The 19416-nt window shown below is 35.4% G+C and carries 18 protein-coding genes; 14 read left to right on the plus strand and 4 right to left on the minus strand.

Features of this window, described 5'->3' with window-relative positions; translation table 11 throughout:
- Positions 1-16: 16 nt before the first annotated feature.
- The 4 genes from lpdA to VB776_RS18900 all read left to right on the plus strand — a co-directional run bounded on the left by lpdA (position 17) and on the right by VB776_RS18900 (position 3796).
- Positions 17-1411 carry a dihydrolipoyl dehydrogenase gene (lpdA, locus tag VB776_RS18885; protein WP_323698427.1) on the plus strand — a complete coding sequence of 465 codons (1395 nt, stop codon included), beginning with the start codon at positions 17-19 and terminating at the stop codon, positions 1409-1411.
- 297 nt (positions 1412-1708) lie between these two features.
- Entirely contained in the window at positions 1709-2458 is a 750-nt protein-coding gene (lipB, locus tag VB776_RS18890; RefSeq protein ID WP_323698428.1) for a lipoyl(octanoyl) transferase LipB, read from the plus strand.
- Positions 2459-2521: 63 nt separating this feature from the next.
- Positions 2522-2929: a hypothetical protein gene (locus VB776_RS18895; protein ID WP_323698429.1), complete on the plus strand. Its 408-nt coding sequence runs from the start codon at positions 2522-2524 to the stop codon at positions 2927-2929.
- 144 nt (positions 2930-3073) lie between these two features.
- The gene (locus tag VB776_RS18900) at positions 3074-3796 is read left to right on the plus strand and encodes a 3'-5' exonuclease (RefSeq protein ID WP_323698430.1); all 723 of its coding nucleotides are present in this window, start codon (positions 3074-3076) and stop codon (positions 3794-3796) included.
- Here the strand turns inward: VB776_RS18900 and VB776_RS18905 are convergent.
- Entirely contained in the window at positions 3793-4248 is a 456-nt protein-coding gene (locus tag VB776_RS18905; RefSeq protein ID WP_323698431.1) for a sterol desaturase family protein, read from the minus strand. The two genes, VB776_RS18900 and VB776_RS18905, sit on opposite strands and share 4 nt — an antisense overlap.
- Positions 4249-4407: 159 nt before the next feature.
- Here VB776_RS18905 and VB776_RS18910 point away from each other — a divergent pair, with 159 nt between their 5' ends.
- Both VB776_RS18910 and VB776_RS18915 read left to right on the plus strand, forming a co-directional pair.
- Positions 4408-4902 (plus strand): hypothetical protein, encoded by a 495-nt coding sequence (locus VB776_RS18910; protein WP_323698432.1) that lies wholly within the window; start codon positions 4408-4410, stop codon positions 4900-4902.
- A gap of 4 nt (positions 4903-4906) precedes the next feature.
- On the plus strand, positions 4907-5395 hold the full coding sequence (locus VB776_RS18915) for a GAF domain-containing protein (protein WP_323698433.1): 489 nt from the start codon (positions 4907-4909) through the stop codon (positions 5393-5395).
- A gap of 7 nt (positions 5396-5402) precedes the next feature.
- Here the strand turns inward: VB776_RS18915 and VB776_RS18920 are convergent, their stop codons facing one another.
- Together VB776_RS18920 and VB776_RS18925 are read right to left on the minus strand one after the other, a co-directional pair.
- Positions 5403-5756, minus strand: a complete 354-nt coding sequence (locus VB776_RS18920) for a YraN family protein (RefSeq protein WP_323698434.1) — start codon at positions 5754-5756, stop codon at positions 5403-5405.
- 104 nt (positions 5757-5860) lie between these two features.
- Positions 5861-8812, minus strand: coding sequence for a M16 family metallopeptidase (locus VB776_RS18925; protein ID WP_323698435.1), 2952 nt, complete (start codon positions 8810-8812; stop codon positions 5861-5863).
- A gap of 344 nt (positions 8813-9156) precedes the next feature.
- Between VB776_RS18925 and VB776_RS18930 the strand changes: the two genes are divergently transcribed.
- The 4 genes from VB776_RS18930 (at position 9157) to VB776_RS18945 (ending at position 14598) form a co-directional block, all read left to right on the plus strand.
- On the plus strand, positions 9157-10536 hold the full coding sequence (locus tag VB776_RS18930) for a monooxygenase (RefSeq protein ID WP_323698436.1): 1380 nt from the start codon (positions 9157-9159) through the stop codon (positions 10534-10536).
- Positions 10537-10737: 201 nt separating this feature from the next.
- On the plus strand, positions 10738-12681 hold the full coding sequence (locus VB776_RS18935) for a KUP/HAK/KT family potassium transporter (RefSeq protein ID WP_323698437.1): 1944 nt from the start codon (positions 10738-10740) through the stop codon (positions 12679-12681).
- A 23-nt stretch (positions 12682-12704) separates the two neighbouring features.
- Positions 12705-13766 (plus strand): NAD-dependent epimerase/dehydratase family protein, encoded by a 1062-nt coding sequence (locus VB776_RS18940; RefSeq protein ID WP_323698438.1) that lies wholly within the window; start codon positions 12705-12707, stop codon positions 13764-13766.
- Positions 13767-13932: 166 nt separating this feature from the next.
- Entirely contained in the window at positions 13933-14598 is a 666-nt protein-coding gene (locus VB776_RS18945; RefSeq protein WP_323698439.1) for a hypothetical protein, read from the plus strand.
- Here VB776_RS18945 and VB776_RS18950 read toward each other — a convergent pair.
- Positions 14595-15290, minus strand: a complete 696-nt coding sequence (locus VB776_RS18950) for an AlbA family DNA-binding domain-containing protein (protein ID WP_323698440.1) — start codon at positions 15288-15290, stop codon at positions 14595-14597. The two genes, VB776_RS18945 and VB776_RS18950, sit on opposite strands and share 4 nt — an antisense overlap.
- 304 nt (positions 15291-15594) lie before the next feature.
- Between VB776_RS18950 and VB776_RS18955 the strand changes: the two genes are divergently transcribed.
- The 4 genes from VB776_RS18955 to VB776_RS18970 all read left to right on the plus strand — a co-directional run bounded on the left by VB776_RS18955 (position 15595) and on the right by VB776_RS18970 (position 19258).
- Positions 15595-16284: a phosphoadenylyl-sulfate reductase gene (locus VB776_RS18955; protein WP_323698441.1), complete on the plus strand. Its 690-nt coding sequence runs from the start codon at positions 15595-15597 to the stop codon at positions 16282-16284.
- A gap of 183 nt (positions 16285-16467) precedes the next feature.
- On the plus strand, positions 16468-17409 hold the full coding sequence (cysD, locus tag VB776_RS18960; RefSeq protein ID WP_323698442.1) for a sulfate adenylyltransferase subunit CysD: 942 nt from the start codon (positions 16468-16470) through the stop codon (positions 17407-17409).
- A 167-nt stretch (positions 17410-17576) separates the two neighbouring features.
- The gene (locus VB776_RS18965; RefSeq protein WP_323698443.1) at positions 17577-17936 is read left to right on the plus strand and encodes a four helix bundle protein; all 360 of its coding nucleotides are present in this window, start codon (positions 17577-17579) and stop codon (positions 17934-17936) included.
- 77 nt (positions 17937-18013) lie between these two features.
- Positions 18014-19258, plus strand: coding sequence for a sulfate adenylyltransferase subunit 1 (locus VB776_RS18970; protein WP_323698444.1), 1245 nt, complete (start codon positions 18014-18016; stop codon positions 19256-19258).
- The last annotated feature ends 158 nt before the right edge of the window (positions 19259-19416 follow it).

Below are 19416 nucleotides of genomic sequence, written 5' to 3' on the forward strand. Positions count from 1 at the left end.
AAAAAATAAAAATTAAATGGCACAAGTTTATGATTTAATCGTGATTGGCTCAGGTCCTGGTGGATATGTAGCGGCAATCCGTGCTTCGCAATTGGGTTTGAAGTGTGCGATAGTGGAGCGTGAGTCTTTAGGTGGTATCTGTCTGAACTGGGGTTGTATTCCTACAAAGGCATTACTAAAATCTGCACAAGTATTTGAATACATCAAACACGCTGCCGATTACGGAATCACGGTTTCTGAATCTCATGCCGATTTTGGAGCAGTCATTAAGCGTTCTCGTGGTGTTGCCGATTCTATGTCAAAAGGTGTTCAATTCTTGATGAAAAAGAACAAAATTGATGTAATCATGGGTAACGGAAAAGCCTTGAAAAACAAGAAAGTTGAAGTAACGGCTGCTGATGGAAAAGTAACAGTTTATGATGCGAAAAATATCATGATTGCTACTGGAGCAAGAGCAAGAGCTTTGCCAAATATTCCAATTGATGGCGTAAAAGTAATTGAATACCGTAAAGCAATGTCATTAGAAAAACAACCTAAATCAATGGTTGTAATTGGTTCTGGTGCTATCGGCGTTGAATTTGCTTATGTTTATGCGGCAATGGGAACGAAAGTAACGATTGTAGAATTTTTACCAAATGTTGTTCCTGTTGAAGATGAAGATGTTTCAAAAGAATTAGCAAAACAATATAAAAAATTAGGGATTGATATTCATACAAACTCTTCGGTAGAATCTGTTGATACTACTGGCGAAGGTTGTAAAGTATCAGTAAAAACACCAAACGGTAATATTACGATTGATTCAGACATCGTATTATCAGCAGCAGGTGTGATTTCAAACCTTGAAAATATTGGTTTAGAAGAAGTTGGTATCATCACAGATAAAGGTAAAATTTTAGTAAACCAATGGTATGAAACTAATATCCCAGGTTATTTTGCAATTGGTGATATTACTCCTGGTCCAGCTTTAGCACACGTTGCTTCGGCAGAAGGTATTATTTGTGTTGAGAAAATCGCAGGACATAAAGTTGAGCCTTTAGATTATTCTAATATCCCAGGTTGTACGTATTGTACTCCAGAAATTGCTTCGGTAGGTTTAACTGAAAAGAAAGCGAAAGAAGCAGGTTATGATATTAAAGTGGGTAAATTCCCATTTGTAGCATCAGGTAAGGCAACAGCTGCTGGAGCAAGAGACGGTTTTGTAAAAGTAATTTTTGATGCTAAATACGGCGAATTATTAGGTGCTCACATGATTGGCTATAACGTTACTGAATTAATCGCAGAGGTAGTGGTAGCTCGTAAATTAGAAACGACTGCTCACGAAATCATGACAGCGATTCACCCACACCCAACTATTTCAGAAGCTGTAAAAGGAGCAACTGAAGCAGCTTATGGTTGTGCTGTGGATTTATAAGAAAATAAGTATAAATCAGATAGTCGAATCCCTTTTCTTTTGGAGAAGGGATTTTTTTGTAGAACGAGTTTTCAACTCGTGAACATACTACTAGATACACGAGTTGAAAACTCGTACTACAGAACCTAAAAATATCAATGAGTAGCTTTTTGTGATTTATAAAGTATCAAAACAAAAAACCATTTATCTTGCTTTGAAAATGAAGAGTAAGCAGTTTTAATCATAAAGCATAAATTTAAAGAAGTTTTTCAAGCGAAACCATAAGTACAGAAAATGCGTTGATTAAGCTTAGTGTGGATGATAAATTATAAGAATGTGATTCAGAATAAAAATGTAATTTTCCAAAATCTGGGATTAATAGATTACCAAACTGCATGGGATTATCAAGAGAAACTTCATGCAGAAATCGTTGCCATCAAATTAAATAATAAACATTTAGAGGTTGATAAACAGGAATTAACACCCAATTACTTACTTTTTTGCGAACACCCTCATGTTTATACTTTAGGCAAAAGTGGCAAACTCGAACATCTTTTATTAGATGCAGATGGTTTAGAAAAACACGAAGCCAAGTATTACAAAATCAATCGTGGTGGTGATATTACTTATCATGGCAAAGGACAATTGGTAGGTTATCCGATTTTTGACTTAGAGAATTTTTTTACAGATATTCATAAATATATGCGTTTTCTGGAAGAAGCCGTGATTCGTACTTGTGCCGATTTTGGGATTGATGCAGGAAGAATTCAAGGTTTAACAGGCGTTTGGATTGACCATCTCGAACAGAAAAATCCAAGAAAAATCTGTGCAATGGGCGTAAAAGCCAGTCGCTGGGTAACGATGCACGGCTTTGCTTTGAACGTAAATACAGATTTGAATTATTTCAAACACATTGTTCCTTGTGGAATTGAAGACAAAGCCGTTACTTCCATCGAACAAGAATTAGGAAAACCCCAAGACTTTCAAGCCGTTTCCGATAGAATGGCAAAACATTTAAAAGATATTTTTGAGATAGAAGCGATGGATGCTGTAAGCGATAGGCTATAAGCTTTATGCAAAGAAAACAAAAACTTACTGCCTACAGCTTATAGCCTAAAGCAAAATTAAACAATGAAAAAAGATATAGAATTTCCCAATGTTGAAGGCGTAAAAATTGCCATTGCCCGAAAAATTAATGAATTAAATGAAGTAGAATGGGATGTTTATTTAATTAATCGATTGTCTGTTCCTTTAGAAACCGTTTTTGTGAATTCTCGTGGATACGGTTTTGAACCAGATGGAAAAGAAACAAAAACATCTCAACTCAGACATTTTTACAAACAAGTGCCTGCACGAGAAATTATCAAAGTAGAAATCATCACTCCAGATGTTTTTCATTTGAATAATGAATATTGGGTGAGTTATTATATTGGCAATCAGATATTTGATAAAAAATTTATCTTTGTGCCTGAATCAATTCGTGAGGAAAACCTAATGCTAATCAATCAGTTGAATTTAGAAGGTGTTTTGCATGAGTAGTTTTTTTTGACTTTAGGGTTTTGAGACTTTAGGACTTTAAGACTTTAGGATTGAAGATGCAAGAGACAAAATCCTGAAAGTCAATTCATCATTTTATAATTCATAACTCATAATTATTAAAATCTACATAACTCAAAACTTATTATGGACTTTCAAAAGTTTGCTAAAAACCTATTATTTATCGACATAGAAACTGTTTCTGGAGAAAGTGAATTTTCGTTACTTTCTGATAGAATGAAAGCTTTGTGGTTGCATAAAGCGAGTTTCTTGGCAAATCCAAATGCTTTAAGTGATGAAGATTTTTACTTTGATAGAGCAGGAATTTATGCTGAATTTGGCAAAATTGTATCCATTGGTTTAGGTTTTTTTCATTGGAACGATGAGCAAGAAATCTGTTTGAAAGTAAAATCTATCAGTGGAGATGATGAAGTAACGCTTTTGAATGAATTCAAAAAACTCGTTGAGAAAAAATACAAAGCTGATTTAGCCTTTTGTGCTCACAACGGAAAAGAATTTGATTATCCCTATTTGTGCAGAAGAATGTTGGTAAATGGCATCGAAATTCCTAGAGCTTTGCAGATTGCTGGTAAAAAACCTTGGGAAGTTCAGCATTTTGATACTTTAGAAATGTGGAAGTTTGGCGATAAAAAACATTACATTTCACTAGATTTATTGGCTTGTATTTTTGGTATTCCAAGTAGTAAAGATGAACTCAGTGGCGATAAAGTAAATTTTACTTATCATAAAGAAAACGATTTGCCAAAAATTGCTTCTTATTGTCGTGAAGACATTATTGTTTTGGCACAAGTATTTTTGAAGTATCAAAATATGGATTTGGTAAAGGAAGATAATATCGAAAGAATTTAAGATTTCACTTTCGTGTCTTCGTACTTTTTAGGAGCATACAAAAAGCCGAAAGCTTCTGCACCTTCACGCTCATGTACTTTGTGATGAATGTAATGAGCTTTCATAATGCGTTTCATGTAAGGGTGTTTTGCCACAAATTTGATTTTGATGCGACGGTGAACAATTACATCATGGAAAATAAAGTAGAAAATTCCGTACAGAGTAACGCCTAAGCCAATCCAAAATAAGTACCAAAAATCTGGATTAAAATTTCCTAAAGCAATCGTTGCAATTGAAACCGTAGAAAAAACTACTGCAAACAAATCATTTTTTTCCAATACTTCATTGTGATGCACATGGTGCGAACGATGCCAACGCCACATAAAACCGTGCATAATATACTTGTGTGTAAACCAAGCTGTTCCTTCCATCAACAGAAAAGTACCGAATAATAAAACAATTCTAATAAGCATTTGTGTAAGTTTATGCGATTAATTCAATCAACTACTTTCTTAACCAAATGTATGGAATTTTTGTTTGCGTTTTAGATACTACTTGTCGGTTTAAAATATTTAGGAACTGATTTGAATGAAAAATCATTATCTTTTTAGTGAAAAAGAAAACACAAAAATATGTTTATTCCCTTTGAAAAAATGCCAGATTATGCCCGTGTTTGGGTGTATCAAACCGATAAAAATTTAAGCGATGCTGAATTTTTATATGTGCAAGAAACCCTTGAAGCACAAGTAAATCAATGGGCGGCTCATGGTGTACCTTTGGTGGGTTCTGTAAAGATATTCCATAATCGCTTTATCGTCGTAGCGGTGGATGAAGTACAAAATCAAGCTTCTGGTTGTTCAATTGATGCTTCTACTCGTTGGCTAAAAGAACTTAGTGCTGAAATGAATCTTAATTTCTTCGACCGTTCTATCGCTTTTATTTATCAAGATACCATTCAAAGTGTGGAAATGTTGAAAATCAAAGCAATGGTAGCGGAAGGAATAATTCATCCTGAAACCTTAATTTTCAATAATCTAGTTGCCAATATTGGCGAATTTAAAAATAATTGGCAAGTAAGTGCAGCCCAAAGTTGGATGAAACGTTACTTCCAAAATACGAGCGTTTAATACAATGTCTGAAAGTTTATATCTTCCATCAACGACGAACCGTCAAGAAATTTATGAAAGCTTATTGCCACAAATCAAAGCACTTGTTGCTGGCGAAACAGATTTGACGGCAAATCTTGCTAATATTTCAGCCGCTTTAAAAGAAGCTTTTAATTTCTTTTGGGTTGGCTTTTATCTTAAAAAAGAAAATCAATTAGTGTTAGGACCTTTCCAAGGGCCAATTGCTTGTACTCGTATTCACTTTAATAAAGGTGTTTGCGGACATGCTTATACTACCAAGGAAGTTGTAATTGTGCCAGATGTTGAGGCTTTTCCTGGGCATATTGCTTGTTCTTCTGCCTCAAAATCTGAAATTGTGTTGCCTGCTAAAGATAAAAACGGAGAAGTATTTTTAGTACTTGATGTGGATTCTGATGAGCTAAATGATTTTTCGGAAGTAGATGCAGTTGGTTTGTCTCAAATTATTCAATTGATTGAAAAAATGGTGATGTAGATTTCAATCAATAAAAAGCATCTTCAAAATGTGATACTTCAAAGGTGTCGTTTTTGAAAACGACTGCCACAATATCAAAACGGATTTGTTGATGCCAATTGTTTTTAAACACATAAAAGTCAGCGGCTTTGGTTACCATGGCTACTTTGTGTTTGTTTACGCCAATTTCGGGCATTCCGAATTTTGTATTGGTAAGGGATTTTACTTCAACGAATACTAAGAAGATTCCTTTGCGTACAATCAAGTCAATTTCTGCTCGACCGTAGCGATAATTTCTGTGGAGAATTTGGAAGCCCTTTTCAATGAGAAAATTGGCTGCGATGTCTTCGGCTTTTTTGCCTGTTTCAAGGTGTTCTGCCATTGGTTTGTAGATTTAAAATACTGGCTTTAAGCTGTAGGCTATAAGCAGTAAGCTTTAAGTTAACATTGCTTAAAGCTTACTGCCTACGGCTTATTGCTACTCAATTAATATCCAAATACGTCTTCTAAAGTCAATTTTTTCACTTCTCCGTATTTTTTCAAATCTTCTAAGTTTACTTTTTTCTCAGAAGCTACAATACACATAGAATATGGCTTTTTCGCCAATAAAGTATCTTGGAATTTCTTTAAATCAGCTAATGTTAGTTTATCCAAAGCTTGATAAATCGCCTGACGCTCATCTGTTTTTACGCCTTTGTCAAGACCCGTCAGATAAGTATAAATAATATTGTCTTGCGTAATTCTTTCAGTCTGATAATTCTTTTTCATGCTTGCAATCGCTGTTTCTAAATTCTTTTCAGACGAAGGGAATTCGTTCAACAGCTCATCCATTCCAGCAATTGATTCATGAATTTTATCTGCTTGCGTTCCGATATAAGCAATCATACGATACTTCTCATCTTTGGTATTTGGCGTTTGGTAAAACGCATAAGTAGAGTATGCCAAAGCTTTAGATTCACGAATGGTTTGGAATACAATTGACGACATGCCACCACCGAAGTAATTATTGTATAATTCTACAATTGGTGTTTCTGAAGTACTAAACGGAATCGTTGGACGAACCCAATTGATTTCAGCCTGAACCATATCATAATCAGTAAATAATACCGTTGGTTTAGTAGGTGCTTCCATTTTGAAATCAGCTACCAAAGGCAAATCTGTTTTGAAAGTACTATTGATTTGGTGCGTAGCTTTCAAAGCTATCGCTAATTCTTCTACAGATTTTGGCCCATAATAAATTACAGAATGTTTGTACGAGAATAAATCGTGCAAGAAACTGATTAAATCCTCTGACTTCAAGGCTTTTAATTCAGCATCTGTAAACTGTAAAGTATTTCTTGGATTTTTAGCACCATAAGATGCGTAAGTAGCCAAACCTTGTAAAATTGCTCCTTTGTTCAATTTAGCATCGCTTCTTTGCTTCAACAATCTGCCTTTTAGTAATTCTAAAGCGGCATCATCTTTCTTGCATTTAGTTAATAAATCTTCAAAAAGACTTACTGTTTTAGCGAAATTTTCGTTCAAGCCCGACATCGCTAAAGTAATGTGGTGGTCGGTATATGAAGTATTGAAATTACTCGCTAAACGATAAAATGCCGTACTGATTTGTTCAGCATTCATTTTATCAGTACCAACAAATTGTAAATATTGTAAGGCAATTGGCAATACTTTACTATTCCAAGAACCCATATCAAAACGGTAGCTTAAACGGAAAAGGTCATTATCTGTATTTTTAACAGTTAATGCTTCTAAAGTACCAACTTTACCTTTTTTAATATCTTTATTAAAATCCAACCATTTTGGTTCGATATTCGACATCGCCGTTGTGTTTACATCTTTCAAAAATTCAGACTGTGCTTCACGGTTTACTTCTACTGGCGTAATGGCTGGCTTATCAACTTTAGTAATATTAGTGTCTGTTCCTTTGCGTTTGTAAACAATTACGTAACCATCGCCACAGTATTTTTTAGCGAAATCCATTACATCTTGTTTTGTTACTTTGCCCAAAGCGTCGTTGATGGCCACATAATCAGTCCAATTATTAGCTTTATCAGCTACAAAACTTTCAAGTAAGCTATAAGCACGAGAAGAATTGTTTTCTAAACCTTGAATGGCATTCATTTTATAATTGGCTGCAATCGCTTTGATGATAGATTCATCAAAAGTTCCAGATTTCAATTTATCTAATTCTCCTAACAATAATGCTTTTACTTCATCAAGACTTTGGTCTTTTTTCGGCGAACCCGTCATTTGCCAAACGGCATAATCTTTGTTCCATTCTGGGCTACAGCTTGCTCTCAATACTTTTTGAGCTTTCACTAAGTTTAAGTCAATTAAACCAGCTTTTGAATTCGACATCAATTCATCTACAATTGTACCAATGATTTTCTCTTTAGCATTTAAAGAACCAGACCAACGCCAAGCAATGGTAAGGGCATCAGGAGTAGGACCAAATACTTCACGAACCAATGGGGCAGTAATTGGTGCTTCTGGTGCTGGTTTGTATTCTTGCACTGGTTTTGCAACCATGTATTTGAAAGAAGCTTCAATTTTTTTGATTAAAACATCTGAATTGAAATCGCCCACCATGATGATTGCCATGTTGTTTGGCACATAGTATTTTTTGAAGTAATTGCGGATTTCAACCAAAGAAGGGTTTTTCAAGTGTTCAATCGTTCCAATGGTTGTTTGTTGTCCGTAATTATGCGTTGGAAATAAAGCAGCGTTGCGAGCTTCATAAACTTTCCAGCCATCGTTATCTAAACTACGATTTTTTTCTTCGTAAACTGCTTCTAATTCTGTGTGGAAAATACGAAGAATTGGATTGCGGAAACGTTCGCCTTGTAATTTCAAAAAGCGGTCGATAGCATTAGCAGGAATATCTTCTGTATAAACTGTTTGTTCATAAGAAGTAAAAGCATTCGTGCCTTGTCCACCCATCGAAGCCATCATTTTATCGTACTCATTAGCGATAGCGAATTTGGCAGCCTCGCCCGACACACGGTCGATTTCCTTGTAAATAGCTTTACGTTGCGATGAATCTGTTGTTTTGTTGTACTTTTCGTAAAGTGCATCAACTTGGTCAAGTAATGGTTTTTCTTTAGACCAATCAAGTGAACCAAATTTGTCAGTTCCTTTGAACAACATGTGTTCTAAATAATGGGCAAGACCCGTATTGGTTCTTGGGTCGGTATTAGAACCAGCACGAGTAGGAATCAAAGCAGCGATACGTGGTTCTTTGTGGTTTTCGCTGAGGATTACAGTCAATCCGTTAGGTAATGTGTAAAAACGAGCTTTCATTGGGTCGTTACTTACGTATTTGTAAGTATAGCCAGCAGAAGAGGCTGTTTTCCAATCAAAAGTTTTTTGAGCAAATGCTAGCGTGTTTAGAAGTAGCGATAACACGACTCCCAGCAGAGATAACCTAAGGTTTTTCATGCGAAGTAGGTTGGTTGGATTTTAGAAAAAGAAACAATTAATAGATTTACTGACAAAGTAACTATTGTTTTTTGATAAACGGTATTGTTAGTTGAATGTTTTGAGCGTTACGTTCAAAGATGTTGTTTCAGCTACAAAAGTTGCATGAGTATTAAGGGATGAATGGCTAAAAGCCTTTGTTTAATTATGTGTTTAAAATGTTTTTTGTAAGAAATTAGTACCTTTTTGTATAATTTGTCGTACTTCACTTACGTAAACATTTCGTTCATTCGTTTGTCTATTATGAAAGAATGTCTATTCATTTTAAATCAGAGAATTTAGGAGTAATTCAATGCAAGCCGACTATGAAAAAGCATATTTACCACAGCATTATCTTATTATCATTGGGCTGTTTAATCATGGCATCATGTTCTAAAAATGCTGTAGATGATACCCAACCATCCAATGAAACTTCAAGTTTTTCTTTACTTCAAGATAGAATCATCACGCCAACTTGTGCTACAGCAGGCTGTCATGCTTCTACTTCAGATGCCACTTATGCCCAGCATGGATTAGTATTAGAAAAATCGGTAGCTTATGCCAATTTAGTGGGAGTAGTGCCAAAAAATGAGCTTTCAAAAGCAGACGGGCATCTGAGAGTAAAAGCTTATAAATCTTTAGAGAGTTTGTTTTATCATAAATTAAATTGGGATGCGTCTCATCATGGAGGAAAACAGTATGCTTCACCAATGCCTTTAGGTGGAACGGCTCTTTCGGTTGGACAAATAGAATTTGTACGTCGTTGGATAGAGGCTGGTGCACCCAAAACCGGCGATGTAGTGGATAAAACTTTATTGGACGATACAACGCCAAGTGTTTCTGCAAATGATGACTTCAAGAGTATTCAAACGCCACAAGAAGAAGGAGTAGCTGGCTACCAAATGAAAGTGGAAAAATTTACCATTCAGCCCAATTTTGAAAGAGAGCTTTTTGTGAGAAAAGCAATAGGAAATACAGTAGATGTTTATGTGAATAAACTTAAATTTCAATCTCGCCCTAATAGCCATCACATGGTTTTATATGATTTTAGAGATAAAACTGCAAGTACTTTACCAACCATCAATACCATCAGAGATTTGCGTAATGCAGATAATACATTGAATCTGGTGACCGCAATCCAAATGTCAAATCATGTTTTTTTAGGCGGAGGAACTAACGCTAGTCAGGAATATACTTTTCCAGAAGGAACAGCTTTACTATTACCAGCAGGAATGACCATTGATTTGAATCCACATTATTTTAATAAAACCAACGAAGTACATTATGGCGAGAATAATGTAAATCTTTATACAGTTGATAAATCTAAAGTAAAATATGTAGTAAAAACCATAGATTTTAATAATACAAGTTTTACTTTACCTGCTAAAACGATTACAACAGTTACGAAAGATTTTAAATTTAATACAGATGTAAAAGTAGTTTCATTGACTTCGCATAATCATAAATATGGACAAAAGTTTGTGATTAAAATTTTGGGCGGAGCAAGAAATGGCGAAGTAGTTTATGAAAGTACCGACTGGGAACATCCAGCTATGATTAACTATACAACACCTATTTCGTTGAAAAAAGGAGAAGGACTTACATCTGTAGTTACTTATAATAATACTTCAGATAAAACCATTTCATTTGGACTAACTTCTGAAGATGAAATGGACATTATTTTTGGTTATTATTATGAAGAATAAAGTAAAAAAGGACAAAAAAAGGGAACTAAAAAATGATAAAGACTTCTAGGAAATTAGAGGTCTTTTTTTGAATGATGGAATTAATCCAGAAGAGGTATTATATTTGCTTGCAATACAGACTATAATCTGCCTTTTTTTGAATAAAATTTTACTTAACCAATAAAAAATTGTAACCATCGGTGTTGCAATTGCTTCCTCTTTATGGAACATAAAAGTATGGACAAAGCCACCGCAGCAGGTCTGCTGGTAGCGATGGGAATTATTTATGGTGATATTGGTACTTCGCCACTCTACGTAATGCAGTCGATTATTGGTAATGTTCCAATAGATGAGAGAACTGTTCTCGGCGGACTATCATGTATTTTTTGGACATTGACGCTGCAAACTACCTTTAAGTACGTAATCCTAATTCTTCGAGCAGATAACCGTGGTGAAGGTGGTATTTTAGCACTCTTCGCATTGGTGAGACGTCATGCTAAATGGCTTACTTTTCCTGCTGTAATTGGTGCATCAACACTTTTGGCAGATGGAGTAATTACTCCGCCAATTTCAGTCGCTTCAGCCATTGAAGGACTTCTGAAAATTTATCCTGACCTTCAAACTGTTCCGATTGTACTCGCTATTATTACGGGCTTATTCATGTTCCAAATCTTTGGTACTAAAGTCGTTGGTAGAGCTTTTGGTCCAATTATGTTGATTTGGTTTTCGATGTTAGCATTCTTTGGTATTTTATGGATTGCACAAGACTGGACAGTTTTAAAGGCATTATCTCCATATTATGCTTACGATTTATTGACAAACTCACATGGTGGAGAAAGTGGATTCTGGCTACTTGGAGCAGTTTTCTTGTGTACAACAGGAGCAGAAGCTTTGTATTCTGACTTAGGACATTGTGGTCGTGGAAATATCAGAATCAGTTGGATTTTTGTAAAAATCGCTTTATTACTTCAATATTTTGGACAAGGAGCATGGTTGATTTCACAGAATGGACAATTACTAAACGGACGAAAACCTATTTTTGAATTAATGCCAGAATGGTTCTTGATTTGGGGAATTGCCATTGCTACTGCAGCAGCCGTAATTGCTAGTCAAGCCTTAATTTCAGGTTCATTCACTTTGGTTTCAGAAGCTATTCGTTTGAACTTCTGGCCTAAGGTTCGTTTGCACTATCCTTCAGATCAAAAAGGACAATTATATGTGCCAAGTATGAATATTTTCTTATGGTTGGGTTGTGTTGGCGTGGTTTTATGGTTTAAAGAATCAGCCAATATGGAAGCTGCCTACGGTTTAGCGATTACCATGACCATGCTGATGACCACCGCTTTAATGGCATATTACCTCCACACACGAAAAATTGATATGTGGTGGGTTGTTGGTTTTATCGTTTTATATGTAGCAATTGAAGGTGCGTTTTTAGTAGCAAACCTTCGTAAGTTTGTTCATGGTGGATATGTTTCATTGTTTATTGCGGCAGCGATTATTGCTTTAATGGTAATTTGGTTTAGAGCGAATATTATCAAAATGCGATTGACTGAATACGTGAAACTCGCTGACTATATTGAACCTTTGAAAGAGCTAAGCCGAGATATGAGTATTCCTAAGTACGCAACACACTTAGTGTTTATGTCGAATGCAGCTAGAACCAGTGAAATAGAATCTAAAATCATTTACTCAATCTTTCAAAAACGCCCCAAACGAGCAGATATTTATTGGTTTGTCCATGTTGATACCATGGATGATCCATATACAATGGAATATAAAGTAAGCGTTATTGAGCCTGACGATGTTATTAAAGTAAATTTCAGATTGGGTTTCAGAGTTGAACAAAGAATAAATCTTTACTTCCGAAAAGTAGTAGAAGATATGGTGAAAAAAGGAGAAGTAGATATTACCTCTCGTTATGAATCTTTGAATAAACAAAATGTAATTGGAGATTTCCGTTTTGTAGTGCTAGAGAAATTTTTATCGTTCGATAATAAATTATCGCTCATAGAAGGATTAATCATGAAGGCTTATTTCTTCATCAAAGATTTTACTCCTTCTGAAGATAAGTGGTTCGGATTGGATACCAGTGCAGTAAAAGTAGAGAAAGTACCATTGATTATTCGTCCAGTAGAAAATGTTGTATTAAAAAGAGTAGATTAAACCTTAATTAAAACATTAACATTTTGAAAATCCTTATTACAGGTGGAGCAGGTTTTGTAGGTTCTTCGCTCGCCATCAATATTAAAACTAATTATCCTTCTTACGAAGTAATTTGTTTGGATAATTTAAAACGTAAAGGGTCAGAATTAAATCTGCCTCGTTTAGCAAAAGCGGGTGCTATTTTCGTTCACGGAGACATTCGTAATAAAGAAGATTTTGATGCTTTGCCAGTAGTTGATTTCGTCATAGAATCTTCTGCCGAACCTTCTGTTTTAGCAGGTTTAGAAGGTACTCCAGACTATTTGATTAATACCAATTTAGTGGGAACAATCAACTGTTTGAACTATACTAAAAAGTGTGGAGCTGCTTTTATATTCCTTTCTACCAGTAGAATTTATCCAATCAAAGCAATTGAAAAACTGAATTTCGAAGAAGCCGAAACTCGTTTTGTGCTTTCAGATGAACAATCAGTTGCTGGTGTTTCTTCAAAAGGTATTGCAGAAAATTTCCCATTGGATGGAGCAAGGTCGTTGTACGGAGCAACAAAATTGGCTTCTGAATTAATGATTCATGAATACAATGAATTTTACGGTATGAAAACCGTTATCAACCGTTGTGGAGTATTAACTGGTCCTTGGCAAATGGGTAAAATTGATCAAGGAGTAATGGTACTTTGGGTTGCAAAACATTATTGGCAACAACAATTAGCATACATCGGTTATGGTGGTTCTGGTCGCCAAACTCGTGATATGTTACATGTTAAAGATTTATATCGTTTGATTGATTTCCAATTACATAATATTGACAAAGTAAACGGAGAAATTTTGAACGCTGGTGGTGGTGTTGAAGTAAGTGCTTCTTTACAAGAACTTACTCAGATTTGTCAAGAAGTAACTGGTAAAACAATTCCAATTAGCAAAGTAGCTGAAAACCGTGCGGCTGATATTCGTTTGTATGTAACAGATAATACCAAAGTAACAGCTTTAACGGGTTGGAAACCTGAAATTTCGATGAAACAAATCGTAACAGAAATCACAGAATGGATTGCTGAAAATGAGGAGGCTTTGGCCTATGTATTGAAGTAAAAGATTGAATATTTGTTCATAAAAAAAGCGTAGAAGGATTAAAAAACTTTTACGCTTTTTTGTTTTTATAAACGTTCATCGAAAAACGCTTCAAATAATTGACAGTCAGAAAACTAGCAATATGAAAAAGTTGTATATTCGTTGTTATATATAAACCGAACTGAATATGAAAAAACTGTTACTTATTTTGATATTCTTCCCATTATTCACACAAGCACAAATACAAGTAAGCACAGGGTTTAGTTATGTTACTGAACCAAGCTTTGGTGAAGACGGTGCATACTCAGGTTCGGCAATTGACATTAGCTTACGGAAACATATTTCCGAAAAGCTAAAACTTACAGCTTATTCTGGAATTAATAAAATGAGACTTGCTTTGGCTGTACAATCTAGGTTTGATTATAGCACAAAAATTTATGGCTATTACTACAAAGATGTAATACCTGTATCATTTGGAGCGGAATATTATATCTGGAGCAAAAAGTTTATTAAACCTTTTGTAGGATTAGAAACAGGTGCATATTTTACGAGTTATCAAACACAAATTGATCCTAATTTTCTTTCTTTTGCTAAAAATATACCTGCTGGAAATTCTGTCAATTGGGGATTTTCACCCAGTTTAGGCATTCAGTTTCAAGAAAATGCCGATAGATTGGGTTTATTTTTAAAAGTAAAACATACAGGAATTGTGTATGGACGAGAAGGCTTATCTAATATGTTCAGCTTTAGTGCAGGTTTTACTTTTAAATTTGGAAGAAAGATTATGTGGAGACCGCCCGTTATTGAAGTACCAACGCAAGCACCATATTATGAAACCAAAGATTTGGATTAAGCAACAGAGTACCAATCAGCCGTTTCATGTGCTTGGATTTTTATCACATTCGCCAAGACAAGTAAAACGAGTGTTCTTGAAGCTAACCAAAGTGGAATATTGGCAATTTTAGCAAATTCCGCCAAAGTGATTTGAGTATTTTCGGATAGATAAGCCATCAATACTTTCTCTTTCTCTCCGAAATTGAACTGAATGCCTTCTTCGTTTTCTCGTCTTAGAATTTGTTTCATTTCCTTACTTGCTTGTACTGAACGATCAGCGACTCGTACATAAGCTTTTCCCATTTCTTCGGTTTCTAGCTGTACATAATGGGGTTTCTTTTTGCTTTTTGGAATGGTTATGACCAATACTTCACGGTCGTCGGTTACGCTGATGCGTTCAATATCGTAAGTAATAGGAGGGAAGCAATTGCGTTCTATCGCTCGTACTAAAATGTATTCATCTTCATCTACGAATTTTAGTCCAGGAATACTTTTATCGTCTCCAACACCAATCAATAAGGTTCCTCCTTTTGTATTGGCAAAAGCTACAATTTCACGGATAATTTTTTCAGGGTGATTGGCTTTCATCTTAAACTCAAGTTGAATACTCTCTCCCTGACGGACGAGGCTCTTTAAATCCTTTAAACTCATTTCCGACACACGACTGTGGTTTTCAGTCTTTTCAAAATAGGATACAAGTGCCTGATTCATACATATTTATGATTTAGGTATGCTTATAAACAAAGATGGATTTGTTTTAAAGATAACAGATTTAGAAATACATTACTTTTTTTAGTTTAAAAATATTTTATACAAAATCTACTCAATTAATAGACTTTGTATGTTTTTTTTAAGAGACTTTACCTAACTTTGTACTCCTAATAACTTAGCTACCAATAATTAAACTAAATGCTAAAGAATAAACAAGTCTGAAAGCTGAATAGTTTGCCAAGTGTAACTAAGCGAGATGAAATTTTGTTAAGCTCAAAATAGAGGATAAAATTCAGGATTGCTTATGTCAGATTTAAGTCAATTAAAACAAGCCTTAGAAGGTCTTTCACTTACAGAAGGGCTTAGTTATATGGCTGAAAACTACGGAAATGTAGTTTTTTCTTCATCGTTTGGTCAGGAAGACCAAGTGATTACCGATGCGATTTTCAAGAATAATTTCAACATCAAAGTTTTTACCCTTGATACTGGTCGTTTGTTTCAAGAAACTTACGAGTTGATGGATACTACCAAAAACAAGTACGGTAAAGAATTTGAAACTTACTTCCCGAATACAGCAAAAGTTGAGGCTTTAGTAAAAGAAAAAGGCTTTAACAGTTTTTACTTTTCAGTGGAAAACCGTAAAGAATGTTGTGGCATTCGTAAGATTGAACCTTTGAAAAGAGCTTTGGCTGGGGCTGAAATTTGGATTACAGGTTTGCGTTCAGAGCAATCTGAAAACCGTTCAGATATGGAAATTGTAGAATGGGACGCCAACAATAATGTGATTAAATTCAATCCATTAATTCACTGGACTTACGAAGACGTTTTGGCTTACTTAAAAGAAAATAGAGTACCAGATAGCCCTTTGCACAGAAAAGGTTTTATTTCTATCGGTTGTGCTCCATGTACCAGAGCCATCCAAGAAGGCGAGCATCCTCGTGCTGGTCGTTGGTGGTGGGAAGCTTCACAAAAAGAATGTGGACTACATAGTTAGTGATGAGTTATCTGAGTGAGGAGTTTTGAGTTCGGGATGAGGAGTGTCATTTGAATAATATATTACAGAGCAATCCATATCTCACAGAATAAAGACATTTTTTATAATAAGGGTAAAAAATCTCATAGCTTAAAGCTCACAGCTAATAGCTAATAATCAAAGAATTAATAAATATTAAAAAATATGGTTGATCATTTAAAAAATCCGAGTTCTGAAGTATCTACTCCGAAATTCGGTTTTTTCCCTCGTGAATTAGAAGACGAAGCAATCTATATTATGCGTGAAGTGGTTGCTCAGTTTGAGAAACCCGCATTGTTGTTTTCTGGTGGGAAAGATTCAATTACTTTGGTGCGTTTAGCCCAAAAAGCTTTTTACCCCGGAAAAATCCCTTTCCCATTACTCCACGTTGATACAGGACATAACTTTCCTGAAACCATTGAATTTCGTGATTGGTTAGCCAAAGAAACAGGTGCAGAATTGATTGTACGTTATGTACAGGATTCTATCAACCAAGGAAAAGTAAAAGAAGAATCTGGAAAATATGCTTCTCGTAACGCTTTGCAAACTGTTACTTTATTAGATGCTATCGAAGAATTCAAATTCGATGCTTGTATCGGTGGTGCAAGACGTGATGAAGAGAAAGCTCGTGCGAAAGAACGTATTTTCTCAGTACGTGATGATTTTGGTCAGTGGGATGCAAAACGTCAACGTCCAGAATTATTTGATATGTTGAATGGTCGTATTGCGATTGGTGAAAACGTAAGAGTATTCCCGATTTCAAACTGGACAGAATTAGACGTTTGGAATTATATCAAAGAAGAAGAAATGGCAATTCCTTCTATCTATTATTCACACAAACGCCAAGTAATCCAACGTGATGGTATGCTTTGGGCTGATTCTGAATTCTTGAATAAAGATGCAGACGAAACTCCTTTTGAAGAAACCGTTCGTTTCCGTACTGTGGGTGATATGACTTGTACCGCTGCCGTAGCTTCGGAAGCGACAGAATTAGACGATATTATCGGTGAAATTCTTTCCGCAGAAATCTCTGAACGTGGTGCCAGAATCGACGACAAACGCTCTGAAGCAGCGATGGAAAAACGTAAGCAACAAGGATATTTTTAAGTGATGAGTTGTGAGTTTTGAGTGAGGAGTTATTAGAGGTTGGAATGTTGAGTGTTGAATGTGGAGTAAAGATAAATCCTAATTCAACACAAAACTTTCAACCGAACATTCTCCTCATTCACAACTTAAATAAACTCGACATTCCACACTCAAAACTTCTCACTCAAATGAAGTATGATAATCTTAAAAATAGAACAAAATTGTTCGCTTTGAGAATTATCAAGCTTGTTGAAAGTTTACCTAATAAACCAACAGCACAAGTAATTGGAAAACAATTACTTCGTTGTGGAACATCGGTAGGAGCAAATTACAGAGCATCTTGTAGAGCAAAATCACCCGCTGATTTTATAGCAAAGATTGCAATTGTTGTTGAGGAAGCTGATGAATCATTATTTTGGATGGAATTATTAGTAGAATCTGGCATTGTGAAAGAAGAGTTGTTAAAAGACCTGATGAAAGAGGCGGACGAATTGACCGCTATTTTTATCTCGTCAAGTAAAACGGCAAAAGAAAATAATAAGAAATAAAGTAAGAGTGAGAAAAGCATCAATGTTGATGAAAATTTTAACTCCTCACTCCGCACTCAAAACTCCTCACTCAGTAGATGGATATTTTAAGAATAGCAACAGCAGGTTCGGTGGATGATGGGAAAAGTACCCTCATCGGACGACTTTTATACGAAACAAAATCAATCACTCGTGATAAAATTGAAGCCCTTGAAGCGGCTTCAAAACGTAAAGGTTTAGACTTTTTAGACCTTTCTTTATTAACGGATGGACTTATCGCCGAACGTGAACAAGGTATCACTATCGACGTTGCCAATATTTATTTCTCGACGCCAAAACGTAAATACATCATCGCAGATACGCCTGGTCACTTTGAATATACTCGTAACATGGTTACGGGTGCTTCAAACACAAAGGTTTCTATGATTTTGGTGGATGCTCGTAACGGTGTATTAGAACAAACGTTCCGTCACTTTTTCATCTCATCAATGCTTCGTATTCCGAAAGTAATTGTTTGTGTGAACAAAATGGACTTAGTTGGTTATTCAGAAGAACGTTTTAACGAAATCAAAGATGCAGTTCAAGCCTTGGCTGATAAAGTATCTTTTGAAGGACAGGAAATTACCTTCATTCCGATGTCTTCTTTGTACGGACAAAATCTTTCTACGCAATCAACAGAAATGCCTTGGTTTACAGGTGCACCTTTGTTGGAAGAATTAGAAGAAACTAATTTCGACGAAATTAGAAAGCCAGCTCGTTTTCCTGTACAATTTGTAGTTCGTCCAAAAACAGAAGAATTCCACGATTACAGAGGTTATGCAGGTAAAATCACAAGTGGTGTTTTCTCAGTAGGAGATGAAATCACTGTTTTACCAACGGGACAAAACTCTAAAATTGCAACGATTGAAAAATTCGGAACGCAATTAGAAAAAGCAGGAGCGAAGGAATCAGTAGTAATTACTTTAGAAACAGACGTTGACGTTTCTCGTGGAAATATGTTGGTGAAGTCAACATCAACACTTGAACCATTGAAAGAAATCACCGCAAGAATTTGTTGGATGGATTCAAAACCATTGGTTTCAGGCAAGACATATATTCTTCAACACGGCATTAATGATTCAAAAGCGAAAGTAATTGCTTTGAATAATAAAATTGACGTAGTGAATCAAGACACAATTGTAGATGCTGTTTCGGAATTGAAATTGAACGAAATCGGAGAAATCGTATTAAAAACGGCGAAGCCAATTTTTGCAGACAAATACGAATACAACCCTGCAAACGGTGCCTTCATTTTGGTGGACGACCAAACTAATTCAACTGTTGGTGTTGGCTTTGTTTTGTAGGAATAAAGATTTATTGATAATGAAAAAGCCCCAATTTCTGAGGTCACTGAAAAAGTGATACGTTTCAATACTTGGTTAAGAAGCGATTAGATAAAATTTGATTTTATTTAATCGCTTCTTTTTTTTTTGTTTACTTTTTGTGGATTATTGTGTTCTTT

It is taken from the genome of Arcicella gelida, from assembly GCF_034931025.1.
Taxonomy (GTDB): domain Bacteria; phylum Bacteroidota; class Bacteroidia; order Cytophagales; family Spirosomataceae; genus Arcicella; species Arcicella gelida.

Bases quoted from the DNA above. Each gene is read 5' to 3' on its own strand.
- VB776_RS18905 (WP_323698431.1), bottom strand. From the start codon at position 4,248: ATGCTTATTAGAATTGTTTTATTATTCGGTACTTTTCTGTTGATGGAA.
- VB776_RS18910 (WP_323698432.1), top strand. From the start codon at position 4,408: ATGTTTATTCCCTTTGAAAAAATGCCAGATTATGCCCGTGTTTGGGTG.
- lipB (WP_323698428.1), top strand. From the start codon at position 1,709: ATGATAAATTATAAGAATGTGATTCAGAATAAAAATGTAATTTTCCAA.
- lpdA (WP_323698427.1), top strand. From the start codon at position 17: ATGGCACAAGTTTATGATTTAATCGTGATTGGCTCAGGTCCTGGTGGA.
- VB776_RS18900 (WP_323698430.1), top strand. From the start codon at position 3,074: ATGGACTTTCAAAAGTTTGCTAAAAACCTATTATTTATCGACATAGAA.
- VB776_RS18955 (WP_323698441.1), top strand. From the start codon at position 15,595: ATGTCAGATTTAAGTCAATTAAAACAAGCCTTAGAAGGTCTTTCACTT.
- VB776_RS18945 (WP_323698439.1), top strand. From the start codon at position 13,933: ATGAAAAAACTGTTACTTATTTTGATATTCTTCCCATTATTCACACAA.
- VB776_RS18970 (WP_323698444.1), top strand. From the start codon at position 18,014: ATGGATATTTTAAGAATAGCAACAGCAGGTTCGGTGGATGATGGGAAA.
- VB776_RS18895 (WP_323698429.1), top strand. From the start codon at position 2,522: ATGAAAAAAGATATAGAATTTCCCAATGTTGAAGGCGTAAAAATTGCC.
- VB776_RS18915 (WP_323698433.1), top strand. From the start codon at position 4,907: ATGTCTGAAAGTTTATATCTTCCATCAACGACGAACCGTCAAGAAATT.
- VB776_RS18935 (WP_323698437.1), top strand. From the start codon at position 10,738: ATGGAACATAAAAGTATGGACAAAGCCACCGCAGCAGGTCTGCTGGTA.
- VB776_RS18950 (WP_323698440.1), bottom strand. From the start codon at position 15,290: ATGAATCAGGCACTTGTATCCTATTTTGAAAAGACTGAAAACCACAGT.
- cysD (WP_323698442.1), top strand. From the start codon at position 16,468: ATGGTTGATCATTTAAAAAATCCGAGTTCTGAAGTATCTACTCCGAAA.
- VB776_RS18925 (WP_323698435.1), bottom strand. From the start codon at position 8,812: ATGAAAAACCTTAGGTTATCTCTGCTGGGAGTCGTGTTATCGCTACTT.
- VB776_RS18920 (WP_323698434.1), bottom strand. From the start codon at position 5,756: ATGGCAGAACACCTTGAAACAGGCAAAAAAGCCGAAGACATCGCAGCC.
- VB776_RS18930 (WP_323698436.1), top strand. From the start codon at position 9,157: ATGAAAAAGCATATTTACCACAGCATTATCTTATTATCATTGGGCTGT.
- VB776_RS18965 (WP_323698443.1), top strand. From the start codon at position 17,577: ATGAAGTATGATAATCTTAAAAATAGAACAAAATTGTTCGCTTTGAGA.